The organism is Chitinophaga japonensis (assembly GCF_007830125.1).
Taxonomy (GTDB): Bacteria; Bacteroidota; Bacteroidia; order Chitinophagales; family Chitinophagaceae; genus Chitinophaga; species Chitinophaga japonensis.
Window position 1 is genome coordinate 1,399,088 of record NZ_VLLG01000003.1, and the last position, 24,192, is coordinate 1,423,279.

Annotated in this window: 21 protein-coding genes and 1 tRNA gene; 5 read left to right on the forward strand and 17 right to left on the reverse strand. The window is 52.1% G+C overall.

The features are described from left to right. Window positions 1–21 precede the first annotated feature (21 nt). The 3 genes from LX66_RS14695 to LX66_RS14705 are packed head-to-tail and all read left to right on the forward strand — an operon-like array spanning window position 22 to window position 6,355. Window positions 22–3,219, forward strand: coding sequence for a beta strand repeat-containing protein (locus LX66_RS14695; protein ID WP_158642642.1), 3,198 nt, complete (start codon window positions 22–24; stop codon window positions 3,217–3,219). Between the two features lie 31 nt (window positions 3,220–3,250). Continuing rightward, window positions 3,251–3,796 carry a hypothetical protein gene (locus LX66_RS14700; RefSeq protein WP_145714784.1) on the forward strand — a complete coding sequence of 182 codons (546 nt, stop codon included), beginning with the start codon at window positions 3,251–3,253 and terminating at the stop codon, window positions 3,794–3,796. A 42-nt stretch (window positions 3,797–3,838) separates the two neighbouring features. Further along, the gene (locus tag LX66_RS14705) at window positions 3,839–6,355 is read left to right on the forward strand and encodes a M14 metallopeptidase family protein (protein WP_145714786.1); all 2,517 of its coding nucleotides are present in this window, start codon (window positions 3,839–3,841) and stop codon (window positions 6,353–6,355) included. On the opposite strand, the gene LX66_RS14710 is transcribed toward LX66_RS14705, so the two are convergent. The 15 genes from LX66_RS14710 to LX66_RS14780 all read right to left on the reverse strand — a co-directional run bounded on the left by LX66_RS14710 (window position 6,352) and on the right by LX66_RS14780 (window position 18,455). Further along, complete coding sequence (locus LX66_RS14710) at window positions 6,352–6,951, reverse strand: redoxin domain-containing protein (protein WP_244620404.1); 600 nt, start codon at window positions 6,949–6,951, stop codon at window positions 6,352–6,354. The two genes, LX66_RS14705 and LX66_RS14710, sit on opposite strands and share 4 nt — an antisense overlap. A 98-nt stretch (window positions 6,952–7,049) precedes the next feature. Beyond that, on the reverse strand, window positions 7,050–8,018 hold the full coding sequence (locus LX66_RS14715; protein ID WP_145714788.1) for a YihY/virulence factor BrkB family protein: 969 nt from the start codon (window positions 8,016–8,018) through the stop codon (window positions 7,050–7,052). Window positions 8,019–8,030: 12 nt separating this feature from the next. Next, window positions 8,031–9,092, reverse strand: coding sequence for an endolytic transglycosylase MltG (gene mltG / locus LX66_RS14720; RefSeq protein ID WP_145714790.1), 1,062 nt, complete (start codon window positions 9,090–9,092; stop codon window positions 8,031–8,033). 110 nt (window positions 9,093–9,202) lie between these two features. Beyond that, the gene (gene secG, locus LX66_RS14725; protein WP_145714792.1) at window positions 9,203–9,595 is read right to left on the reverse strand and encodes a preprotein translocase subunit SecG; all 393 of its coding nucleotides are present in this window, start codon (window positions 9,593–9,595) and stop codon (window positions 9,203–9,205) included. A gap of 11 nt (window positions 9,596–9,606) precedes the next feature. Next, window positions 9,607–10,911, reverse strand: a complete 1,305-nt coding sequence (locus LX66_RS14730) for a hypothetical protein (RefSeq protein ID WP_145714794.1) — start codon at window positions 10,909–10,911, stop codon at window positions 9,607–9,609. A 38-nt stretch (window positions 10,912–10,949) separates the two neighbouring features. Next, the gene (gene lptE, locus LX66_RS14735) at window positions 10,950–11,468 is read right to left on the reverse strand and encodes an LPS assembly lipoprotein LptE (RefSeq protein ID WP_145714796.1); all 519 of its coding nucleotides are present in this window, start codon (window positions 11,466–11,468) and stop codon (window positions 10,950–10,952) included. Between the two features lie 18 nt (window positions 11,469–11,486). Further along, window positions 11,487–12,728, reverse strand: coding sequence for a sigma-54 interaction domain-containing protein (locus LX66_RS14740; RefSeq protein WP_145714798.1), 1,242 nt, complete (start codon window positions 12,726–12,728; stop codon window positions 11,487–11,489). 30 nt (window positions 12,729–12,758) lie between these two features. Continuing rightward, the gene (gene miaB, locus LX66_RS14745) at window positions 12,759–14,189 is read right to left on the reverse strand and encodes a tRNA (N6-isopentenyl adenosine(37)-C2)-methylthiotransferase MiaB (protein WP_145714800.1); all 1,431 of its coding nucleotides are present in this window, start codon (window positions 14,187–14,189) and stop codon (window positions 12,759–12,761) included. Between the two features lie 76 nt (window positions 14,190–14,265). Further along, entirely contained in the window at window positions 14,266–14,571 is a 306-nt protein-coding gene (locus LX66_RS14750; protein WP_211366222.1) for a helix-turn-helix domain-containing protein, read from the reverse strand. Window positions 14,572–14,712: 141 nt separating this feature from the next. After that, window positions 14,713–15,006, reverse strand: coding sequence for a type II toxin-antitoxin system HigB family toxin (locus LX66_RS14755; RefSeq protein WP_145714804.1), 294 nt, complete (start codon window positions 15,004–15,006; stop codon window positions 14,713–14,715). A 155-nt stretch (window positions 15,007–15,161) separates the two neighbouring features. Further along, a tRNA-Gly gene (locus tag LX66_RS14760) sits at window positions 15,162–15,234 on the reverse strand. A 61-nt stretch (window positions 15,235–15,295) separates the two neighbouring features. Continuing rightward, window positions 15,296–15,808, reverse strand: coding sequence for a hypothetical protein (locus tag LX66_RS14765; RefSeq protein ID WP_244620405.1), 513 nt, complete (start codon window positions 15,806–15,808; stop codon window positions 15,296–15,298). 25 nt (window positions 15,809–15,833) lie between these two features. Continuing rightward, on the reverse strand, window positions 15,834–16,616 hold the full coding sequence (locus tag LX66_RS14770) for a (Fe-S)-binding protein (RefSeq protein WP_145714806.1): 783 nt from the start codon (window positions 16,614–16,616) through the stop codon (window positions 15,834–15,836). An 83-nt stretch (window positions 16,617–16,699) separates the two neighbouring features. Then, window positions 16,700–17,083, reverse strand: coding sequence for a four helix bundle protein (locus LX66_RS14775; protein WP_145714808.1), 384 nt, complete (start codon window positions 17,081–17,083; stop codon window positions 16,700–16,702). A 55-nt stretch (window positions 17,084–17,138) separates the two neighbouring features. Further along, window positions 17,139–18,455: a (Fe-S)-binding protein gene (locus tag LX66_RS14780; protein WP_145714810.1), complete on the reverse strand. Its 1,317-nt coding sequence runs from the start codon at window positions 18,453–18,455 to the stop codon at window positions 17,139–17,141. 84 nt (window positions 18,456–18,539) lie between these two features. Between LX66_RS14780 and LX66_RS14785 the strand changes: the two genes are divergently transcribed. Beyond that, window positions 18,540–19,037 (forward strand): phosphoribosyltransferase family protein, encoded by a 498-nt coding sequence (locus tag LX66_RS14785; protein ID WP_145714812.1) that lies wholly within the window; start codon window positions 18,540–18,542, stop codon window positions 19,035–19,037. An 83-nt stretch (window positions 19,038–19,120) separates the two neighbouring features. Here the strand turns inward: LX66_RS14785 and LX66_RS14790 are convergent, their stop codons facing one another. Further along, window positions 19,121–20,845, reverse strand: coding sequence for a phospho-sugar mutase (locus LX66_RS14790; protein ID WP_145714814.1), 1,725 nt, complete (start codon window positions 20,843–20,845; stop codon window positions 19,121–19,123). Window positions 20,846–20,976: 131 nt separating this feature from the next. On the opposite strand from LX66_RS14790, the gene LX66_RS14800 reads away from it, so the two are divergent. Next, the gene (locus LX66_RS14800; RefSeq protein ID WP_145714818.1) at window positions 20,977–21,633 is read left to right on the forward strand and encodes a protein-L-isoaspartate(D-aspartate) O-methyltransferase; all 657 of its coding nucleotides are present in this window, start codon (window positions 20,977–20,979) and stop codon (window positions 21,631–21,633) included. 9 nt (window positions 21,634–21,642) lie between these two features. Here the strand turns inward: LX66_RS14800 and LX66_RS14805 are convergent, their stop codons facing one another. Continuing rightward, window positions 21,643–24,129 carry a TonB-dependent receptor domain-containing protein gene (locus tag LX66_RS14805; RefSeq protein WP_145714820.1) on the reverse strand — a complete coding sequence of 829 codons (2,487 nt, stop codon included), beginning with the start codon at window positions 24,127–24,129 and terminating at the stop codon, window positions 21,643–21,645. Window positions 24,130–24,192: the final 63 nt, after the last annotated feature.

Below are 24,192 nucleotides of genomic sequence, written 5' to 3' on the forward strand. Positions count from 1 at the left end.
AGAAAGGAAAAGAACTATACCATGAAAACATTGATAGGTGCATGCGCACTTTTATTGCTGACGATTTGCAGTTTCGCTCAACATGTTTACCAGATCCGTGCAGATACGGTACGCATCTACAATACCTGTGATACCGCAGAGTTGGTCCTGGAAAACCGGACGCAGGATACATTGGGATTTTTATTTAACAAGGGTAAGGGCCGCACGGAGTTCCGGAAACTGAGCCTTAAGCAAGTGGGAGACAGGTCCATTGCCATTGAAGGACAGGATACACTGGAACTGGGCACTATTATAAAAGTGGCGGTAGATACCCTCTATCGCTCTAATGATACTTTATTTTACTGGAAAACAGACGGACAGATAGTGGCGGTTAACATGGGGTATAAGAGCTATGGGGATAACACCTATGTGCCAAAAGCACGCACATTTACAATGGCCGGCGGTACGGGGATCAGTATCACTCCCGCCGGCGCCCAGGATATGTCTGCAAACAGGTCGTGGACGGTGACCAATACTGCTCCTGACCGAACAGTAACACTATCAAATGGCGCTGGAATTTCCGTCACCGGGGAATATCCCAGTTTTACGATTACCAATACGGCGCCTGGTGCTACGCCGAATTTACAGCAGGTTACAGATATGGGCGCTACTACTGCAAACAGCCTGGAGATCAATCCCAATGCAGATGCCTTTAGGGCAATGCTCATAAAAAGGGGAACCTCTGTAGTGTCTTCTGCACAATTGGCTAACAATAATAATACTTCACTATCCTGGACACCCAATATAGCTGCTCCTACCACAACTTATAGAGTTGATGTGGGCACCAATTTATTGAACTATTACAATAACGGAACGATAGAAACTATTTGGAGATCAGGTAATCATCCTGCGGGGACGGCATTCTCTCCAACGCTTACCGGCGCCAATGTATTAAGCTCGATTACAACTAACAGTGCCGGGCATGTTACTGCCCTTACGACCCGGACAATAACTGCTGGTGATATAGGTGCGGCGCCGGCAGGGGGGAGCACAAATTATGTACAAAATCAGATTACATCTGCACAATCAGGTAACTTTTGGCTAACAGGGCATACGGCTGCCTTGAGCTATAATTCATTTGTGCCTAATGGGAATTTACACATCGGGTTGTTCAATAATGCCTATGCCACGGCTAATAGAAGATGGGGAATCTTCTTGTCCGGAACTGAAACAGGAAGTAATGCTGGTTCAATATTTAGCATTGCACGTTATGATGACGCGGGTACATACATAAGCACACCTTTTTCAATTAACAGGCAAAATGGGAATGTAGTAATTCCTCAGCTTATTAATGCTTTACAGTCTACGGATAATAATGCAGGAGCACTGTCAATGCTTGGGGGAGAAGTTGGCGCTAATCAGGGCGGACAGATAGCGCTATATGGAGGTACTCACTCATCAATACCAGGTGGTATAGCATTCTACAGCGGCACAGGAACAGGCTTACAGCCAGAAAGAATGCGGATATCAGCCAATGGGAATGTTGGAATCGGTGTAACGGCTCCAGTTGAAAAGTTGCAGGTGCAGGCGGGTGAGTTATATATTAAGAGCGGCTCCAATACCAACAACACCGTTCATAATGGCGTGAAATTCGGAACGGATAATGATGCAGGCTTTTCCGCAATAAGAGCAGCCAGGGGGCTTAACTCTACGGCGATAGGACTATCGTTTTTTACCAGTAATGCAGCTACTCCCTCGGAGATTATGAGGCTAACACCTGCAGGTTATCTCGGCATAGGCACTACCAGCCCTTCAAACAGGTTGCATCTTGTTGAAACTGGTACATTGACCACGAGCACACTCACTACCTATGCGCAACGTATAACCCAGAATGGCGCCGATCTGGGTATTGGCGGTGCTGCTACTGGCAGCTACATACAATCCTTTAATTCGCTGCCGCTCTTCATAAACGGGGTAGGAAACAACGTCGGCATTGGAACAACAAGCGCTCCTCCCAGCAGGCTAACAGTATCTACGCCTACCGGCGCGGACGGCATTGGCATTTACAGTACTGCGGCCCTGAGTGCCAGCAGTGGCCCATTTATCAGGATGTACAATACAGGGACACCCTCTGGTCAGCAACGCCTCGGCGGGATACTATGGGGGGCCAATACCTCGGGCACTACTCTATATACAGGAGCACAGATAGAGACCTATTCCGAGAGCGCATGGACAGCAGGAAGCTCACATCCTTCACTATTACGTTTCCTGACTACTCCCTCCGGTAGTGCGGCGGTGGCGGAACGGATGCGAATTACTGCCGCCGGGAATGTTGGTATAGGCACGACCACCCCTTCACACACACTTGAAGTTGCCGGTACCGCCAGGGTAAGCAGTGTGGCCGACCTTGGCAGCACTTCCCTGATACGGGGTAGTGGCACCGGTGCTGCAAACGTGTCTTATTTGAGGTTTACCGCAAGTGATGGTTCTACCAGGGCCGGGTATGTTGGAGATGGTGGCTCCAGTAACAGTGATATGTACCTGACCTCAGACGCCGGAGGCGTAAGGTTAGTACCCCTGGGGGGAGGCAGCGGAAGCCTGAATGTGCAGGGTACTTCTATGGATTATAGTGGAGGACAGCTATTACTTAATAACGGGACATCGAATTTAATCAGTATGAATACAGTTGGGTTGAGCGCGCCTACATTTAACACCCGCAGCACAGGAGCTAAAATATCTTTATGGAACGCTGCAGTAAGTGCGGGTACGGCCGGATGGGATATAGGAATGGAAAGTTCGCATATCTGGTTTGGCATTCCACAAAACACAAGCACAAATGGCTTTAAATGGTATGCCGGCACCACCCAGATCGCCCGGTTGGATGGTACTGGTAACCTGGTTTTAAGTGGTCAGGTACAGGCCACCTCCTTTTATCAGACCTCCCTGAGAAGCCTGAAGAAGAACATCCGTCCTTTCGGGCAGTCTGCACTGCAGATCCTGGCAAAGGCACAGGTTAGAACATTCGTATTTAAAGCCGACAGCACCAACAGAACCAACATAGGTTTTATTGCAGATGAAGTGCCGGATGAAATGGCTGCGCCCCAAAGGAGTGGAGTAGACCAGGCCAATACCATCGCCCTGCTGGTAAAGGCCGTGCAGGAGCTGACAGTGCAGAACAAGGTTTTGCAGCAAAAGGTGGAGGCAATGGAAGCGCAACTGAAAGAGAAAACAAAGCAATAATAGCGGCAGGAATTAATAAGCAACAAATCAAATGAGAACATTTCTTTTATTTATAGTGATCACGTTATTTTCGCTGCCACTGGCTGCGCAGGGTCCTCTTGCCTTAAAAGCACTTACGGCCGGTTCCCTGGTCACTTCCCGGAAAGTTGAGCAGATAGTAACACAAGGGATAATGAGCCCCAGAACAATAGCTGCCAACCATCTCGTAACACATGCTGAAGTAAAGCAAAAAGTACAGGAAGGATATTTTCTCAAGAAATCATCTTCTGTTACCATTCCCGGCGATAATTTTTGTATAACCGTTGCAGAAGCGAAAGCCTGGCTGAACCTGGACGAGAGCCAACTGCCCGCCAATGGCCGTATGCCGCTATGGCAGGAATTGTCCCCGGCATCGCAATGCACGGGCGTAGATAAAAAAGTGATCAACGAGGTATGTGAAACCGGCAACAAAGTATGGACAAGGAGTGAATATGATTCAAGTATCGGAATGTATAAATGTTATTACGTCTACAGGTGGTCTGATGGGAGCCAAAGCCAGGAATATTACGAATTGAACGGGGCAGGTTGTGTCGTGTAACCACTAATTCTCTATCTTAGTCACATAAATCCTAAGTGCGGTATGCGCAAATACTTCCTGTCGGCTATACTGTTGCTGGCCTTCCTGCCTGGCTTTACACAATCGCTTCCTACGCCGGACCAGTTCCTCGGCTATCGTTTAGGCACGCACTTTACTCCTCATTATAAAGTGCTGGAGTATTTCCGGGCGGTAGCCGCGGCCACGCCCAACATGCAACTGCAGGAGTATGGGACCACCTACGAAGGCCGCCCGCTGCTGATGGCGGTGATCGCCTCCCCGGAAAACTTTGCGAGGCTGTCTGCCATCCGGCAGCAAAACCTGGCGCTGGCCGCCGGGAAGGGTAGCAGCAGCGCACAGCAGCCGGTCATTGTATGGCTTAGCTATAATGTGCACGGAAACGAGGCCGTATCTACCGAAGCGGCCATGCGCACCCTGTACCTGCTGGCCGACAGGAAAAATGCGCAAACACAGGCATGGCTGCGTAATACCATCGTGATCATCGATCCCTGCCTGAACCCCGACGGGCGGGAGCGCTACGTTAGCTTTTATAACCAGGTGCAGAGCCGGCCGCCCAACCCGGCGCGTTATGCCTGGGAACATCATGAGCCCTGGCCCGGCGGCCGCGCCAACCACTATTTTTTTGACCTGAACCGCGACTGGGCCTGGCAGACGCAAACAGAGTCCCGGCAACGGGTGGCCGTGTACAACCAGTGGATGCCCCAGGTGCATGTGGATTTTCATGAGCAGGGTATTGACGAGCCCTATTATTTTGCGCCGGCGGCGGAGCCTTTCCACGAAGTGATCAAGCCCTGGCAGCGCGACATGCAGACCCTGATCGGCAAGAACAACGCAAAATATTTTGACAAGGAAGGATGGCTGTACTTCACCAAAGAACGGTTTGACCTTTTCTATCCCAGCTACGGCGATACTTACCCTACCTATAACGGCGCTATCGGCATGACCTATGAGCAGGGCGGCAGCGGCCGCGCCGGCCTGGCCGTGCTGAAGGAGGATGGTGACACGCTTACGCTGGAAGACCGTATTGCCCACCACGTTACCACCGCTTTGTCCACTATCGAAGTGGCGGCGCAGCAATCGGGAAAGATAACAGGGGAGTTTGCCCAATATTTCCGGGATGCCGTTACTGCCCCGGAGGGGCCCTACAAAGCCTACGTGGTAAAGGCGGGCGGCAATGCCGGCAAGCTGGCGGCGCTGGCAGACCTGCTGCGCAGGAACGATATCGCTTTCGGTTATGGCGCGGGCGCGTCCAAAGCCAGCGGGCTGAATTACTTTACCGGCAAAACGGAAAGCTTTGAAATAGTGAAGGAGGATATGGTGATCAGCGCTTTCCAGCCCCGCTCCAACCTGCTACGGGTGCTTTTTGAGCCGCAATCCCGTTTAACCGACTCCGTTACTTACGATATTACGGCCTGGGCGCTGCCTTATGCCTACGGGCTGCAGGCCTATGCACTGCGCCAGCAACTGGCGCCGGCAGCAGATTCATTGACGGCAGCCGGGGAAGAGCCGCCATCGATCAACCGGCCCTATGCTTACCTGGCGCCCTGGAACAGCCTGCAGGATGTAAAGCTGCTGACTGCCCTGCTGCAACGGCACATCAAGGTGCGGTATGCGGAAACCCCGTTCACCATGGGCGGGCGCAGCTATCCGCCGGGCACCCTCATCATACCCAGGGCCGGCAACGGGGAACTGGGCGGCCGGTTTGACACCTATGTGAAAGCTGCAGCCCAGGCAGCCCGGGTACGCCTGGAAGCAGCCGTGACCGGCTTCGTAGATAAAGGCACTGATTTCGGATCGGATAAGGTGCGCTACATCCAGCCCCCGCAGGTAGCCATGCTGGCAGGAGATGGCGTTTCTTCCCTGAACGTGGGTGAAATATGGCATTTCTTTGAGCAGCAGATAGGCTACCCCGTTACCCTGGTGAACCCGCAGGATATCAAGCGGATCAACTGGAAAACGGTGAACGTGCTCATTCTGCCCGACGGGCACTATGATTGCCTCGAAGATAAAACAACTGTCAACCGCCTGAAGGAATGGGTGAGCAGCGGCGGCCGGCTGATAGTCCTGCAGGACGCGCTGGCCCAACTGGCGGAAGGCGACTGGGGCTTCCGGCTGAAAAAGGAGACGGAAGACAAAGACAGTACAAAGGTGGACGCTTACGCGGCCCTGAAGACCTACGCCAACCGGGAACGGGAGCGTGTAAAGCAATTCATTCCCGGCGCTATTTACAAGGTACAGTTAGATAATACCCACCCGCTGGCATTTGGATACCCCGATGAATATTATACCCTGAAGCAGGACGACCATATCTATGAATTCCTGGACGAGGACGGCTGGAACGTGGGCGTGCTGAAAAAGGACAACTACCTGAGCGGTTTTGTAGGTACGGATACCCGTGCCCGCCTGAAGGACGGCCTGCTGTTCGGCGTAAGGGAAATAGGCAGCGGGCGTATTATCATGCTGGCGGACAACCCGCTGTTCCGCAGCTTCTGGGAAAACGGCAAGCTGCTGTTCTGTAACGCGGTGTTCCTGGTGAACTAAAACCGCTTGATATTACAGCCAAGCGCAGCAGTAGTGTTCACTTTTACCGGCTTGCCGGCCAGCATTTCATTGATGGCGTTTTGCAGGTGCTGCGTTTTTACTGCGCCTGCATTGCCGGGACTGTCGTCAATAGCGCCTTTGTAGGCCAGGCGCCCGTTCTTGTCAAACAGGTAGCATTCCGGCGTATGCGCCGCATCAAAAGCGGCGGCTATCACCGCTTTCTTATCCATTACATAGAACCAGTTGTATTGCTGCGCCGCGGCATAGGTTTTCATGGCAGCCAGTGATTCTTCTCCATTATGCAGCGTGGTGTTGGAATTGACCAGGATCACGCCTACCTGGTGCTGTAGCGCATATCCGCAAATAGCTACCGTCCTGGCCTGGTTACGCAGTATATAAGGGCAATGGTTGCCGGAGAACATTACCAGCAGGCCATTGCTGCCCCTGGCTCCGTTCAGGGATATTTCCCGGCCGCTGATATCCTGCAGCTTCACATCTGCGCCGGGAATAGGCGCGCCAATTTCCAGGGAAGTTTCCTTTGGATAGAAGGCGGTAAGCAAAGCACAGGCGATCAGTACGCAAAAGGTACGCATCATGTTGCAGGTTTTTGGTTGGACAGGTATAGGTTGATGGTTTAATATTTTAAATAAAGGTAATGTAATATCGGCGATTGTGCAAATGGATGGGCCGCACATTAAGAAAGGCCCTGTATCTCAACAGGTTCGTCTTCCATCCTGGAAGCGGCTATTTCTTTCAGGGTGCTGATGCTCACGTTCAGCTCAAAACCAATGAGCAGTATGAAGGAGTTGAAATAGAGGAACAGCATCAGGATGAGGATGGTGCCGATGGAGCCGTATATCTTGTTGTAGTTCACAAAATTGTTCACAAAAAGAGAGAAGCCCAGGGTGACCAGTATCATCAGCATGGTGGCAAGGGTGGAGCCGGCGTTAATGAATTTCCATTTTTTGGCGGTAGCGGGCGCAAAACGGTAAATGACCGCCAGCATGGAAAAGAACAGCATCACAATGAGCAGCCAGCGCACCAGTTGCACGCTTTTTCTTACCAGCTCGCTTTCTACGTGCAGTTGGTTAAAAATGTAGCGCAATATTGTGCCCTGCGCGATGATCAGCACAACGGTGATCAGCAGCAGGAACACCAGCACGGCGGTCAGTTGCAGGGCCAGCAGCCGGGTTTGCCACCATTTTCGCTGTATAAAGCCGGGCTGCATCTTGTTGAATGAGCGCATAATGCCCATCAGGCCGTTGGAGGAGTAGAAAAAGGCCATCAGGAAAGCGATGGACAGCAAGCCGGTGCGGTTGGTGTACAGGAAATCATGGATCATGTTCCGCACGATCATGTAGGTATTGTAGTTGGGCGTTACGTCCTCCGCCAGCCGGTACAGTGTGGGCTCTACGTTCTTCATGGGAATGAAGGGCACCAGGGTGAACAGAAAGATGAAAAAAGGCGGTATGGCCAGCAGGAAATTAAAGGAGATGGCCGCCGCCCGGTCGGCCAGGCTTTTGCTTTTGATTTCGCGGAAAAAGAATGTCAGCACATCATATAAAGGCAATCCCTCAAAGCCCGGCAGCACCCATACCTTGCTCTTGTCCACCAGTTTCTGGAACAGCGTTGTATTATGTAGCCTTGTTTTGAGATTGAGCATAAGTAATTTATCTCAGTAACCCAAGCGGTTCAATGCAGCCTGGTATTGGCGGGCATTCTGCAAATGTTCCCGGTAGGTGGCGGCAAATGCGTGATACCCGGAGAAGTCAGACCGCGCACAAAAATACATATAATCTGTTTCCGGGGTATTCAGCACCGCCTCCAGGGTTTTGGATGATGGCGTACAGATAGGTCCCGGCGGCAATCCTGTATAACGGTAAGTGTTATACGGAGAATCATACAGCGTGTGGCTTTCGCGTATCCTTTTCAGGCCAAAGTCCTGCAGGGCAAATTTCACGGTGGGATCGGCCTGCAGGCGCATGCCTTTGCGGTAGCGGTTCAGGTACACGCTGGATATCAGCGGCTTCTCGTCATTTTTGTTGGTCTCTTCCTCCACGATGGCTGCCAGTATGGTCACCTCGTTAAGGCTCAGGCCCAGGCGCCGGGCTTTGGCCTTCCGCTCTTCCGTCCAGAACTGTTCCCTGGCTTTTTCCAGCTTGGCAAAGGCGCCTTCTGCGGAAGTGTTCCAGTAATACTCATAGGTATTGGGCATGACGGCGCACATCACGGTATTGGAGTCCAGCCCGAACTGGCGCAGGTATACCTGGTCCTGCAGCAGCACCCGCAGTGCATTGGAGTCGGCCTCCAGGTTGCTGCAGAGCTTCTTTACCAGGTCTTTCTTCGTACGGAGCTTGGTGATCACCAGCTTTACCGGCACCTGCCGCCCGGAACGCAGCAGCCTTACTATCTCGAAGTTGCTCATTCCTTTCTGTATCTGGTACCGGCCGGCCTTCACACGGGTAGGGTAGTTCAGTTCCCGCGCTACCCAGTCAAAACTGTTGCGGCTGCGGACAACGCCCTGTTCTTCCAGTCCTTCCAGCACATCCTGGTAGGTGCTGCCGGTGCGCACGTAAAAATATTTCTTGTCGCCGAATGCTTTCGTGTTAGGGCCGAATACGCGATAGGCCACGTATACCGCTGCGCCTGCTACCAGTGCGCAGACAATGACAATAATACGCCTGATCCAGATGGTCCTGCCGGAGCTTTTAGTGGTGCTGTGTCTTTTGTTTCCCATAGCAATAGTGTTCGCCGGCAGGAAAGGGGGACCTGCCAGACGGGTACCGGTTACATAAAAAAACCTCGCTTTTTAACGGCGAGGTGCTGCAATTAGTTTTAAGGAACTGATTATTTATTCTCAGCCGGCTGTTGCTGCTGCTGTGCCGGTTGTTGTTGTTGCTGTTGCGGCTGAGCTGGTGCTGCATTGGGCAGAGTGGTGGTGTTACCGGCCGGGGCAGGTACGGTTCTGCCTACGTTCCGCTCTATTACACCGGGCGCCTGCTGGGTGCCTGCATTCTTATCTACGAAAAAGGAGGAGGTGAGGCAAAGCACTGCAATGATGGCAGCCAGTATCCAGGTGCCTTTTTCCAATACATCCGTCGTCTGGCGCACGCCTATCACCTGGGTGCCGATACCGCCGAAAGAGCCGGACAGCCCGCCGCCTTTAGGATTCTGCACCAGCACAAAAAAGCCCAGTAACACACATGCCAGAATGATCAGTATACCAAAGAATAATAACATAATATTTTCTGTTAATTTTTATCTGTTTCGGACTGCTGCAGTTGCTGCATTTGCAGTTCCTGAATCTTTTGCGCAAAATAAGCGCTTTTGTCGGGATTAAGCAAACTTAATTTTTGATAGATCTGGATGGCGGTTTGGTACTGCTGCTGCCTGGCCCAGATCTCCGCCAGGGTCTCGGAAACGATATCGTCATTCAGCGTAATGGACTCCATGGCCATCTTTTCCACTGCTTCGGATACCTCCGGTTCATCATCCTCGTAAAGACGGTGTAACTGCTGTTGGTACCAGTCCTTACTGGCCCTGTGGGAGAAGCTTTGCTTCATTTCCCGCAGCCAGTCGGTAAAACTCCTCATTTCTGCCTTGCCTTTTGCATTCATTTCTTCTGCATTTTCAGGTTCTTTCAATCTTTTGTATGCAAAATAGTCATCGGTATAGAGGGGTTGGAAAGTGAGGGTGGTTTCCTCTTTTTCCGGTATGTCCAGGGGGAATATCCTGATCGGTTCTTCTTCTGCTGTTCCGGGAGCGGGGGCCGCCGCTGCTTCAGTTTCGGTTTCTTTGGTATTCGTGGTAATATCGTCCTCCGTTCCGGGGGCGGGGAATGCTTCCGCCGGCGCGGATGGCGCGTCCTCGAATACAAATACGGGTGTTGCGGGTATTTCAGGCGCAGCAGCAGGAGCTTCGTCCGCCACCGGGGCTTCCTCTTCCTGCGTTTCTTCTTCCTGCACTGCATCTTCCGTTGGCGTGCCGGCTATGGCTTCACTGAAGGAGAAGGTTTCCTCAACGGGCGCTTCCGGTTCCGGCAGGGTCGCTTCCCAGGTTGCTGGTACTTTCCCTGCTGCGGGCTCCGTTTCTTCAGGAGCAGCGGTTACCGCCTCCATGGTTGCAGGCTCCTCTTCCCCTGCGGGAAGATCAATATCCTGTATAGCGGTGGTATAGGTATCCGCAGGTTCCTCTTCCGGCTGGCCGGCTTCGGTTGCAGTGTCGGTTTCGACACGGGCGTCTGTTTCCTGGTAAGTAAAAGCGGGAGCAGGTTGCGGCTCCGGCTGTACCGGTGCCGGCGCTTCCACCACGGCCGCTTTTTCCAGCTCACCGGTTACAAACTGGTAAAAATAATGTGGGTTATCGCTGTACAACTGCGCCTTTTTAACGGCGGGCGCATGCAGGCTGGGATAGTGTTCATAATTCTTCCGGGCCAGCAGCAGGCGGGCAGTGGTAAAGTACGGGTATTCCGCCACCAATTGATCCAATGCAGCTTCTGTTACCTGCGATAGCGCCGGTTGCTGAAAAATATGCTGGATGATCCTGTTTGCGGTCATAAGCTGCTAAAGTATGAAAAATATACTATATCTGTGGGTTACCAGTTTGCAAAAGCCCGGTTAAATATAGCGTCTGTGATCTGCGGTATAATGGTTTCGTCTAACAGGCTGTTCTCCACCTGGCTGGGCAACTGGCTGGCCTGGAAATCGGCTGACTGGGAAAATGATTGTGTCCAGCCTTTTTTATCTACACCCACTCGTTTTACAAAGACAACATTCATGGTCACGGTGAGGCGGGAAGTGGCCGCCTGGTCTACATTGGTAACCGCGGCATTGGAAAAGGAATACCCGGTGACAGTGGCCCTGAATTCATAGTCAGCATTGTCATCGTTCACCTGGGTCAGCTTTGTCTGTGACTGGATCTTCTGGCGCAGCCTTTCCGTAAGCCGTTGCGCCAGCGTAGGGTTGTTGATGGGCGCCCGGTTCTCCACGAAACGGATGTTCACGGTTTTGGCATCCGGTTCAACACTGGCGCCGGTAGCGGAATATTTAACGGTGCAGCTCCCCAGCGACAACAGCAGGACTGCAGCGGCAGCACCTTTCAGTAATCTTAACATTATGATGAATAATTAAAGTTAATCCCCAATATTATACTCTTTCAGCTTGCGGTATAAGGTTCTTTCTGAAATACCGAGGTCCAGCGCGGCATCCTTGCGTTTGCCTTTATGTTTTTTGAGCGCTTTTACGATCAGCTCTTTCTCCTTGTCGGCAATAGAAAGGGTTTCTTCCACTTCTTCGTGATGGTCTATTTTATGGTCATGCAGGATAATGGCCTGCGGGGGCGCCAGCATGTTACCGGGCTTACCGCTTTCAGCCTGGGCATAGCCATGGTGCAGCATATGATCCTGATCTTCCTCCTGGTAAGCGGCGGCATGCGCCAGGCTGGGATTCTGCAGGATGTCGAAGAACATTTTCTTCAGCTCCGTTACATCCTTTTTCATGTCAAAGAACAGCTTGTACAGGATATCCCTTTCGCTGGCAAAATCGCTGCTGCCCTGCTGTGGCGCCGCCAGCATCGGCAGGCGGGAAGCATGCGGTATGTCCGGGAGGAAGCGTTTTAATTCCTGGGCGGTCACCAGCTTGTCCTGCGCCAGCACGGAAATCTGCTCCGCCATATTCTTCAGCTCGCGCACATTTCCCGGCCAGGGATAGGACACCAGCAGGTTGCGCGCCTCGTCATCCAGTTGTATGGAGGGGGTTTTGTACCGTTCGGAGAAATCCACGCAGAACTTGCGGAACAGCAGGGGAATGTCCTCCTGGCGGTCGCGCAGGGAGGGTACCCGGATGGGCACCGTATTCAACCTGTAGTACAGGTCCTCGCGGAACTTGCCATGCTGGGTATGGGTGAGCAGGTCGCGGTTGGTGGCGCCTATCACCCGTACATCTGTTTTCTGTACTTTGGAGGAGCCCACGCGGATAAATTCCCCGGTCTCCAGTACGCGCAGCAGGCGGGCCTGGGTACCCATGGGCATTTCCCCGATCTCGTCGAGGAAAATGGTGCCGCCGTTCACGGTCTCGAAATAGCCTTTGCGGTTGTCTACCGCGCCGGTAAAGGAGCCTTTTTCATGGCCAAATAATTCAGAATCAATGGTTCCTTCGGGGATGGCGCCGCAGTTTACCGCGATGAAGGGGTTATGCTTGCGGGCGCTCAATGCATGTATGATCGTGGAAAATACTTCCTTACCTACACCGCTCTCGCCAAAGATCATGACTGTCAGGTCTGTATTCGCCACCTGTGCGGCTACCTGCAGGGCATAGTTCAGTGCAGGTGAATTTCCGATAATGCCAAATCTGTTCTTAATGGACTGTATTTCCATAGCGTCAACCTCCGGCTTAATGTTTTGATATCATGTTTGCGCTACTACTTTTCCTATTAAAGTAGCGGCGGTACAATCTTCTACTTTTACATACACGTACTGCCCTTTATGGTACTGTTCCCTGGGGAATACGATCACCTTGTTCTGGTCGTTCCTGCCAAAAAGGTCCGCTTCGGAACGTTTGGAGGTGCCTTCCACCAGTACCCTGAAGGTTTTGCCCAGGTCTTTCTGCATGCTTTCCAGGGCATGGCGGCGGTGCAGCTCCACCACTTCAGCCAGCCTTTGCTTTTTTACCGTTTCGGGCACATCGTCCTGGTAGCGGCGGGCAGCCAGGGTACCGGGCCTTTCGGAGTAGAAGAACATATAGGCCAGGTCGTACCGGGCATATTCCATCATGCTGAGGGTATCCTGGTGGTCTTCTTCCGCTTCCGTGCAGAAGCCGGTGATAATGTCCGTAGACAGGCCGCAGTCCGGCAGTATCTCGCGGATGCGGTCCACCTTTTTCATATACCATTCCCGGGTATAGGTACGGTTCATGAGCTGCAGTATACGGGTGCTGCCGCTTTGCACGGGCAGGTGTATGTAGTTGCAGATGTTATCGTGGCGGGCCATGGTGTACAATACCTCGTCGGTAATATCCTTGGGATGGGAGGTACTGAAGCGCACCCGCAGCAGGGGGCTGATCTGCGCCACTCTTTCCAGCAGCCCGGCGAAGGTGATGGTTTCCTCGTTGCCGTTTGCGGGAGAGGGGCCTACCCAGTAGTAGGAGTCTACGTTCTGGCCCAGCAGGGTCACTTCCCGGTAGCCGTTGTTGAAGAGGGCTTCGGCTTCCTGTACAATGGAGTATGGGTCGCGGCTGCGCTCCCGGCCACGGGTGAAGGGCACCACGCAGAAAGTGCACATATTGTTGCAGCCCCGCATGATGGATACAAAGGCGGTTACGCCGTTGCTGTCCAGCCTTACGGGGTTAATGTCCGCATAGGTCTCTTCGCGGCTCAGGAGCACGTTCACGGCTTTCTGACCGGTTTCTGCTTCCTCTACCAGGGCGGGCAGGGTGCGGTAGGCATCAGGGCCTACTACCAGGTCTACCAGCTTTTCTTCTTCCAGCAGCTTGGATTTGAGGCGCTCCGCCATACAGCCCAGCACGCCTACCAGCATACCAGGATTGCTTTGCTTTATCTTGCGGAACTCCTGCAGGCGCTTGCGTACGGTCTGCTCCGCCTTTTCACGGATGGAGCAGGTATTGAGCAGCACCAGGTCGGCTTCTTCATAGTTGCGGGTAGCGCCAAAGCCTTCCTGGTTGAGTATGGAAGCCACGATCTCACTATCGTTGAAGTTCATCTGGCAACCATAACTTTCTATATAGAATTTCTTGTTATATGTTTGGGCATCTGCTGCTACCGGGGCGTATGCTTCACCCTGGCGGCGTTCATCATGCACTTTGGTAACCTGGTCCAGCATGTCCTTTCAGAAAAATTTTAGAAAAGCAAAAGTAATAAAATAAATGGAAAAATGACAGAATGGCAGCGGTAAGGGATTATATATGTTCCAGGATGAATTTGGGATCAATTTTCAGGTGCCGGTAGATGGCTTTCAGGAACGTTGCATCCGGCTCCCTTTTACCATTCAGGATCTGCGAAAGCTTGGATTCCGTTACCCCTAAAAGGGCCGCCAGCTCTTTCTGCTTCATGTTCATTTCAAACATCTTCATTTCTATCATGCCGGCCAGGGTAGTGGGCATAGGCAGGGCATAGTGCGCATCTTCATATTGTTGCGCGGCTGCTACAAGGGATTGGAGGTGGTTTACATCTTCTTCCGTAAGATGTTGCTCTCCCTTTTTCATAAGGGCATGAATTTCCTCCATCACCATATCATAATCCCTTTCTGAAGAGATTACTGGGCGAAGGTTTGTGGTCATAGTCAAAATACTTTAAGCTTTTAAGGGATATACACATCACCCATGCATATCAATTGGGCCTCGCTGTTAAAGGTCGTCCAGGTTCACCTTATCGTATTGTGCATGCGTGCCTATAAATCTTATATACACGGTACGCACTTTAAAAATGATCCGGGCAATTAAACGATAATCATTGCCCCTGATATTAAAAATGTAAAGATTATTACCTACATAGTCTACATGGTTAAAGGAGGCTTTTACCTCTGCAAAATTACGCCAATCCGCCTGAAATGTAATTCTGTACCAGTTCCATAAGGGGTCAATAGAATCAGGATGCATATTCGCAAATTCATTGATCACCTTGCGTGCAATAATGACCATTTTACGCTGTCTGATTTAAACAAAGGTAAATAATTAATTGTTGTTTCTGAAACAAAATTTCATTTAATGAAATTTTAACTAAAATATTTAGTATTCACTGCGATAAAAAAAGGCATAGCAGCCTTATTAACAAATTAACGAGAGAAAGAAATTAGAGCGGAAAACGGGGCTCGAACCCGCCACCTACGGCTTGGGAAGCCGTCGCTCTACCAAATGAGCTATTTCCGCTTGTCCGGAACATCCCAACCGGGATCATCCGGGCATCAAATGTAAGGATATTTTAAAAATATTATACACTTACTTTCTTCATTACCCAACTGTCCCTTAGGGGTACCAGCCAGCGCTGCTCCATTTCCTGTTTGGTGAGCACGGTATTGTTGAGGTAGAGGGTATCCTCGTTGATAAATCCCTTTTCAAAAGCATAGGTTACCTGCGCCATGGGCAGCAGCTCCAGTTTGTCCTTTACCACGAAGGCCAGCAGCAGGCGGTCAAAAAGATTTACGTCGTACTGCCGCTCCAGGCTTTTGATAACCCGCACGGAGCTGTCTGTACTGCAGCCGCTTACGCCGGTGGCGCTTTCGTCGGCCATCAGTACGATCACCTGGTTAAAAAGCAATTGCCCCCAACCTTTTACCGGGGTGCCATGGGAATTCCACTGGGCGGCAAATTGTTGCAATTGCTCGTTTATTTCAAGGCTTTCCCGTTCATTGAACGGGCGGTTGCTCTGGTATATCCATATGCGTGACGACGGTGCAAAGCCGGCAGGCAGTAGTTGTTGTATCGTGTTTGTTGTGATCATCATGCTGCAAAATTACGATATTCCGGGGCTAATCGCCCAATTGCCGGGCTACGATCTCCGCAATGTCCAGCACCTGCACGCTGTCTTCCCTGCCTTCTTCCTTTACGCCATCGGTGAGCATGGTCATGCAGAAGGGGCAGTTGGAGGCAATAACGGAGGCGCCGGTGGCCACTGCTTCCCGGCTGCGCTCAAAGTTAACGCGGGTATTGCCCTTTTCCTCTTCCTTGAACATCTGTGAGCCGCCCGCCCCGCAGCAGAGGCCATTGGTGCGGCAGCGCTTCATTTCCACCAGCTCGGCATCCAGGGCTTCCAGCACCTTGCGCGGCGCTTCATAGATGTTGTTGGCCCTGCCCAGGTAGCAGGAGTCGTGGTAGGTGATACGGCGGCCTTTGAAGGAGCCGCCTTCCTGCAGTCTTATTTTTCCTTCATCTATGAGCTGCTGCAGGAAAGTGGTGTGGTGCAGCACCTCATAGTTGCCGCCCAGTTCGGGATAATCGTTACGGAATATATTGAAGCAGTGTGGGCAGGCGGTTACGATCTTTTTTACCCCGTAGCCGTCCAGCAACTGTATATTGTTCTGGGCCATCATCTGGAAAATGAACTCATTGCCGGCCCTGCGCGCGGGATCGCCGGTGCAGCTTTCCTCCTTGCCCAGTATGGCAAAGCGGATGCCCGCCTTGTCCAGTATGGTAGCAAACGCTTTGGTGATCTTTTGTGCGCGCTGGTCAAAGCTGCCGGCACAGCCCACCCAGAAAAGCACTTCCGGGGTTTCGCCGCTGGCGGCGTATTCGGCCATTGTTTTGATATTCATTCCTCTTAGTTTGCAATTGGCAGTTTGCAATTAGCAGTCAAGTAAGATAGTTTAATAGTCTGCGTTGTACAAACTGCAATTAGTTATTTAAGGTTTACTGTTTTAGGTTGATATTTTTCAGGATACATTTGCATATGATATAATAATCTGCCAATTTCCAACATTTGCTGCATACAATGTTCGTAATCTTGTTTGTTCAAGTAATTACAACTTAATGCAAAGTCCAACCAGGTTTGTGTTTCAGTGCTTTCCATATCTGCATCGGATATTTTGGCAATAAAATGAGCGGGATAAATCCTTTTACGGTAAGCTTCTGCAATATTTATACAAACAGCTCTGGAAGATCTTCTGATCTGATCAATGAGACTATATTTTTCTTCTTTTGGAAACTGTTTTGTGATCTCAAATATTCTCATAGCTACATCAAAAGCCTTTTTATATGCAATCAAATCTTTATGGGTGCCCATTGGATGAAATTTGTTAATTAATTATTTTACTATTTGCTTTGATAACTGCCCACTGTCAACTGCCAACTACCCATCCGTCCCGGTCGTCCGGCGAGAATTTCCAGGGGGCCATGTTATTCTCAATATTACTGAACATCATATTCCATTCGGCGGGCGCATTGGACTCCTCCATGACGAGGTACCGGCGCAACTGCAGGATGATGTGCAGCGGATTGATGCCCACCGGGCATTCTTCCACGCAGGCGTTGCAGGTAGTGCAGGCCCACAGCTCCTCCGTAGTGATATGCGCATGCAGCAGGGTTTTGCCATCCTCCTCAAACTTGCCCTGCTGTTTAATAATGCGGCCGATCTCCTCCGCCCGGTCCCGCGTTTCCATCATGATCTTGCGGGGAGAGAGTTTTTTACCGGTGATATTGGCCGGGCAGGCGGCGGTGCAACGCCCGCATTCCGTACAGCTATAAGCGTCCAGCAGGTTCTTCCAGGTAAGGTCCGGCACGTCTTTGGCGCCAAATTTAGGAATGCCGTCGGCCGGTGGCTCGCTGCCGGCCTGTTCCGGCTGCAGCATCAATTGCACTTCCCTTTGTACGGACGGCATATTCTCCATTTTACCTTTGGGCCGTACATCGGTGTAATAGGTGTTGGGGAAAGCCAGTACAATATGCAGGTGCTTGGAGTAAGGCAGGTAATTGAGGAAGGCCAGTACGCCCAGTATGTGGAGCCACCAGCAGGCGCGCTCCAGGACCATGAGGCTGCTGTTGCTCATACCGTCCAGCAGCGGGGTGAGCAGGCCGGATATCCAGAACGATCCGGTGGCAATGTAATGCTCCTCTCCCCGTGACTGCAGCACCTGGTCCGATGCGTTCATGGTTAGGAACAGCAGCATGAGCGCTATTTCCGTGATCAATATATAATTGGCGTCTGAACGGGGCCATCCGTCCAGGTCATGGCCGGTAAAGCGCCGTATTTTCAGGAGGTTGCGGCGCACCAGGAAAATGGCGCAGCCAAGGATCACCAGTACGGCCAGTATCTCAAAGCAGCCGATGAGCACCGGGTACAGCCCGCCCAGCACGGGGGCAAAAAGGCGGTGCGTGCTCAGCGCGCCGTCCAGTATGATCTCGAGTATCTCTATATTGATAATGATAAAGCCCGCATATACGAAAAAGTGCAATACGCCCACCAACGGCTTCCTGAACATCGTTTTTTGTCCCAGCGCAAACAGCAAGGTATTGCGCCAGCGTTCGGCCGGGGTGCCGGCCGGGGTAATATCCCGCCCCAGCAGTATATTGCGCCTGATGTCCCGTACTTTACGGGCAAACAGGTACACGGCGGCTACCAGGACAATGATAAATAAAAGCTGCTGTAACAGATGCATATTCCAGATTTGACTTTTCTAATTTACGGTTATTTGGCAATGTAAGTAAATATCGTATTATTTTTACCACCTCAAAGCATTCATATGAGTACAAGGAATGTGATCCTTAATGCGGACATTATACAAAAGAAACTGGAGCGCATCGCTTATGAAATATACGAGCATAACAGCGGGGAGAGCGAGATCATCCTGGCGGGCATATGGGACCGGGGCGTGATCCTCTCGCAGCGCATCGCGGAAATACTCCGGAAGATCGCGCCGTTCAATATCCGGCAGATGGAGCTGCGCCTGGACAAGCAGCACCCGCTGGAAGTACAGTTGTCCGAAACGACGGACCTTACGGGCAAGGTGATTGTAGTGATAGATGATGTGGCTAATTCCGGGCGGACCATGTTGTATGCGCTGAAGCCTTTCCTGCAATACCTGCCTAAAAAGATACAGACGGCGGTGCTGGTGGACCGCCAGCATAAATCATTCCCCTTGCTGGTAGACTTTGTAGGCTTTTCCCTGGCTACCACGCTGCAGGAGATGGTGATGGTGGAGGTGGAAGGGGAGGAGATCCGGTCGGCGTATTTGATATAAAAAATAAAAAAGAAAAAGTAAAAAAGAAAAACCGGTAGCGGCTCATTGCAGTCTTTTTTACTTTTTCTTTCGTTACTTTTTATTTATTTCAGCTTCATATCTTTTATAATCTGCTGTATGCGGTCGTCCAGCAGCTTGTTCACCCGCTCAAAGTCTGCAGCCCCGGGCAGTGGCGCCTGTACGCTGAAATAGAATTTGATCTTTGGCTCCGTGCCGGAAGGCCGGGCAGATATCTTGCTGCCGTCTTCCAGGATGAACTGCAGCACATTGGAGCGGGGCAGCTCGATCGGCTGCACATCGCCGGTCTTGAGATCCTTTACCTGCTGCAGTTGATAGTCGTATAATTTAACCACCGGGGAGCCGTTGATGGTGGCTGGCGGTGCATCGCGGTAGCCGCGCATCATTTCCGCAATTTCATCGGCGCCGCGCATGCCCTTCTTGGTAATGGAGATCAGTTGCTCTTTGTAGAACCCGTACTTCACATAGATATCGATCAGTTGTTCGTACAGGGACCGGCCTTCGTTCCGCGCATAGGCGGCCATTTCGCAGATCATGGCTACGGAAGCAATGGCGTCCTTGTCGCGCACGTTATCGCCGATCATGTAGCCATAGGATTCCTCACCGCCGCAAATAAATTTCTCCTGGCCTTCCTTCAGCCGTATCAGGTCCGCGATCCATTTAAAGCCGGTAAGCACGTTATAGCAGCGCACGCCGTTCTTCGCGGCAAATACGTCTATCAGGTCGGAGGTAACCACCGTTTTGCCCACAAAGTCCGTAGGGCCGGCCAGGCCTTTCTTTTTACGGCCTTCAATAATATAATTGAACAGCAGTACGGCGGTCTGGTTGCCGTTCAGCAGTATCCATTCGCCCTCCAGGTCTTTTACGGCAATGCCTACACGGTCGGAGTCCGGGTCGGTGCCCAGCAGTATGGCGGCGTCCAGCTCCTTTGCCTTTTTGAGGCCGATGCTCATGGCTTCGGATTCCTCCGGGTTGGGATATACCACGGTGGGGAAATTGCCGTCCGGGGTGGCCTGCTCTTCCACTACGTGCACATTGGTGAAACCGAAGCGCTTTAGAATTTCCGGGACCAGGGTAATGCCGGTGCCATGGATGGGGGTGTACACGATCTTCATGTCGTGCCGGGCAGCAATGGCGTCCGGGTTGATGGAAAGGCTTTGCAGCATCTGCAGGTAGGCCTCGTCCGCTTCCTTGCCGATGAGGGTAATGTTGGCCTCGCCGCCGCTCCATTTCACCTCATCAATGGAGGAGATGTTCTCCACCTCCCGTATTACATTCGCATCGTGCGGGGGCACCAGTTGCCCGCCATCTTCCCAGTAGGCCTTGTAGCCGTTGTATTCCCGGGGGTTGTGGGAGGCGGTGAGCACCACGCCGCCCTGGCACTGGAGGTGGCGGATGGTGAAAGAAAGCTCCGGCGTGGGGCGCAGGCTCTCAAACAGGAACACCTTGATGCCATTGGCCGCCATTACATTGGCCGTTACTTCCGCAAAGTAGCGGCTGTTATTACGGCTGTCATGGGCGATGGCTATTTTTATCTCTTCAGTAAATGCTTTTTTAAGGTAGTTGGCAAAGCCCTGGGTGGCCATGCCTACGGTATATTTGTTCATGCGGTTGGTGCCTACGCCCATAATGCCGCGCAGGCCGCCGGTGCCGAATTCCAGGTTACGGTAAAATGCGTCAGCCAGCTCATCGGGGTTGCCCTGCTGCAGTTTTTGCACGGCCGTCACGGTCTCGGGGTCAAACCCGCCTTTGAGCCATTGTGTTACTTTGTTTTCAATAATAGTATCCATGGTCCTAATTTATTTGTGGTCAAATATAAAGAGTAAAAAACGTTTTTTCCGTTCCCTGTTGCTCCTAATGTTAGTAAAACAAGTAATCCACATATCATTGAAAATTGGGGGTAATAGTTAATTTTGCGGCTATGAGGCGGTACGAAGATTCTTACAGGCAAAAGGGATTGCGCAGACAATTGGTAGATAATATCCGCCAGAAGGGCATTACGGATGAAAATGTACTTGCGGCCATTAACAACATTCCCCGGCATTATTTCCTGGACACCGCCTTTGAAGGCATTGCCTACGAGGACCGGGCTTTCCCGATAGGGGAGGACCAGACGATCTCCCAACCCTATACGGTGGCTTACCAAACCCAGTTGCTGGAGGTAAAACCTTTTGAGAAGGTGCTGGAGATAGGCACGGGCAGCGCCTACCAGTCCTGCGTGCTGGGAGAGCTGAAGGCCAATGTATTTACCATTGAGCGGCAAAAGAAGCTGTTTGACCAGGTAAAGCAATTCCCCTTCAAATCCCGGTATCCTACCATTCGCTTCTTCTACGGCGACGGCTACGAGGGCCTGCCTACCTTTGCCCCTTTTGACAAGATACTGGTAACGGCTGCTGCGCCGGAGATACCGGAAAAGCTGCTGAAACAGTTGAAAATAGGCGGTAAAATGGTGATCCCTGTCGGCGGGCAGGACGTGCAGCGCATGCTGCGCATTACCCGTACCGGCGAAGACGACTATGAAAAGGAAACCTTTGACAACTTCTCTTTTGTACCTATGCTGACCGGGAAAAAGTCGTAGGCGCGCCGCCTACAACCTTTGCATCCCTTCCTGCCCGGGTATTTCCTCCACCGGCTCGTCCGGCTGTCTTTTCTTTTTAAAGAGGTTCGGGTCCATTTTCCCGAAACGGTAGCGCAGGTTCAGCCTGATAAAACGGGTGGCGCGCTTGCGTTCATAATTCTGTATGAAGGCGTCGGTCTCATACCGGGTGCTGAACTGCTGGGTGTTGAGCAGGTCCGATATGTTCAGGGAAATGGCCAGGGCGTTGTTCTTCAGCATTTCCTTGCGGATGCCCAGGTCCATGCCGTTCATGGCCCGGAAGGTGCCCTGCGGCAGTACCCTGGGAGAGCGGTAGTGCCCCTGCAACTGTACGTTGAAGCGGGCCGGCAGGCGCAGGTTGCTGTTCACCCGTACGCCATAGGTCACGTACTCGTTGGACAGGGTGCTGTTATCACCGGCGCCGGTAAGGCGGCTGTATTCCAGGTTGAAATTGCTGGTCACGTTCCACCACCTGAAAATATGCAACTGGTAGGTGAAATTACCGCCCCAGTCTTGGTCCGTAGCCAGGTTCATGGGCATGGTGGTGGTAACCCCGGTAGTGGTGTCCAGGGTGCTGATGCGGTCTATATCGTCATTGGCCTGCGAGTAATACACCCCGGTGTTCAGGAAGTCGCGGGACTCCGGGAAGTAGGAGGAATAGTTCACTTCAAACTTGTGGGTGAGGGAAGGCTGCAGCTCCGGGTTACCCACGCGGATGTTCTGCGGGTCCGAGTTATTCACGTAAGGCAGGAGCTCGTCAAAATTGGGCCGGTCCACCCGGGTGGCGTAGTTGAATATCAGGCTCTGGTCCTCGTTATGGGGCAGGTTGTATTTGAGGAACACGCTGGGGAAGATGTTGAAGAAACGGTTGTCCACCGAGGTGTCCCTGCTGTAGGAGTACCCTTTCAGGCTGGCCTGCTCCACGCGGGCGCCTACCTGGTAGCCCAGGTTGCCCAGTGCGCCCGCCATGTTGGCGTAGCCGGCATAGACGTTCTCCTTGTACTCATAGCTATTGGAGAGCTGCTCGCTCTTTTCATATGCCTGGTTATCCCAGTTGTATAGCAGGGCGTTGTAATCATTTTCATTTTTGCGGGCCGTGGCCCTGAAACCGGCCTCCAGCTTACCTTTTTCGCCTAAGGGGGTAGTATAGTCCGCCTGCGCGTTCAGGAACTGGTTGTGGCTCCGGCCGGTGTTGGACTGTTGGTCGGGATCATCTGTACCGCTGTTGCCCGGCTTTTCATACAACGTATAGTAGTAGCTGTTATTACTGCCGTGGTTATTGCTGTAGCTCACATAGGCGGTCAGCTCCTCATCCTCCGTATCGGTGGTATGCCGGAAATGGAGGTTGGTATGGGTGTTCGGGTTATAGTGGTCGCTGGTGTTATTGCGGTTGCCGTATCTCAGCGGCTGCTTGTCCGCATCCAGGTAGCTCAGCAGGATGTTGTCCTCGCTGTTGCCGTTGCCGAAGTTCAGGCCCTGCACCAGGGTGATGGTATTATGATCGTCCAGGTAATAATCCAGGCCCAGCCGCCCGCCGTGGGAGCTGTTTTTGCTGGTATTGCGGCTTACCTGGGTAAAGTAGGAGGTGTTGCTGCTGTCGGGCACCAGGTTCTGGCGGTTGCTGTAGCCGCTGCCATTCCGGTTGTCGTAGCGCCCGTAATAGTTGCCGAAGAAGTTGAACCGGCGCATGCGGAGGTTGGCATTGGCGCTGCCGTAATATTGCCCGCGGGTGGCTGCCCCGGCGTTCACCATTACATTGTAGCCGATGGCCTTGTCTTTTTTCAGCACGATGTTGATAATGCCACCGCCGCCCTGGGCTTCAAACCTGGCGGAAGGATTGTTGATCACTTCCACGCGCTCGATGGTCTCGGCGGGTATCATCTGCAGGGCGGTCTTCGGATCGCCGAAGGGGGAGGGCTTGCCATCTACATAAATGGTAACGCTCTTGCCCCGCAGGGATATGTTATCGTCAATGTCCACTTCCACGCTGGGAATATTTTTGAGTATATCCGTTCCTGTGCCACCGTCGGCCGTTACCAGGCTGCCGGCGTCAAACACCTGCCGGTCTATCTGCATGGAGAAGGCGGGCTTTTCCGCTTTCACTTCTACGGTAGACAGCGTTTTGCCGGCGCCCTGCATCTTTAAGGCGCCGAGTGCGAGGGCAGGTTTGGCAGCGGTTACCTGCAGGGCTTTTTCCAGTTTGTCGTAGCCCATGAAAGTAATGCGCAGCACATAAGGGCCTGCGGCTATGCCTGCAAAGCGGAAACTGCCGTCGGGCTTTGTATACATGCCATAAGCTACGGTGGAATCCGGTAAATGCAGCAACACTACGGAGGCATACTCCACGGGTTTACCGGTAGCAGCATCCAGCGCTTTGCCGGACAGTTGAATGGTGGATAGATCGTTCTTGCTTTGGGCCACGCTGTAGCAATAGCTGTACAGCAGTGTGCAAACAAACAGTAAGCGCCTGTACATCATCAGTGGAATAATAGCATTTGGTCTCCCGTAAAAGTAGAGATATAGGCGTTAAACAGATGCTAT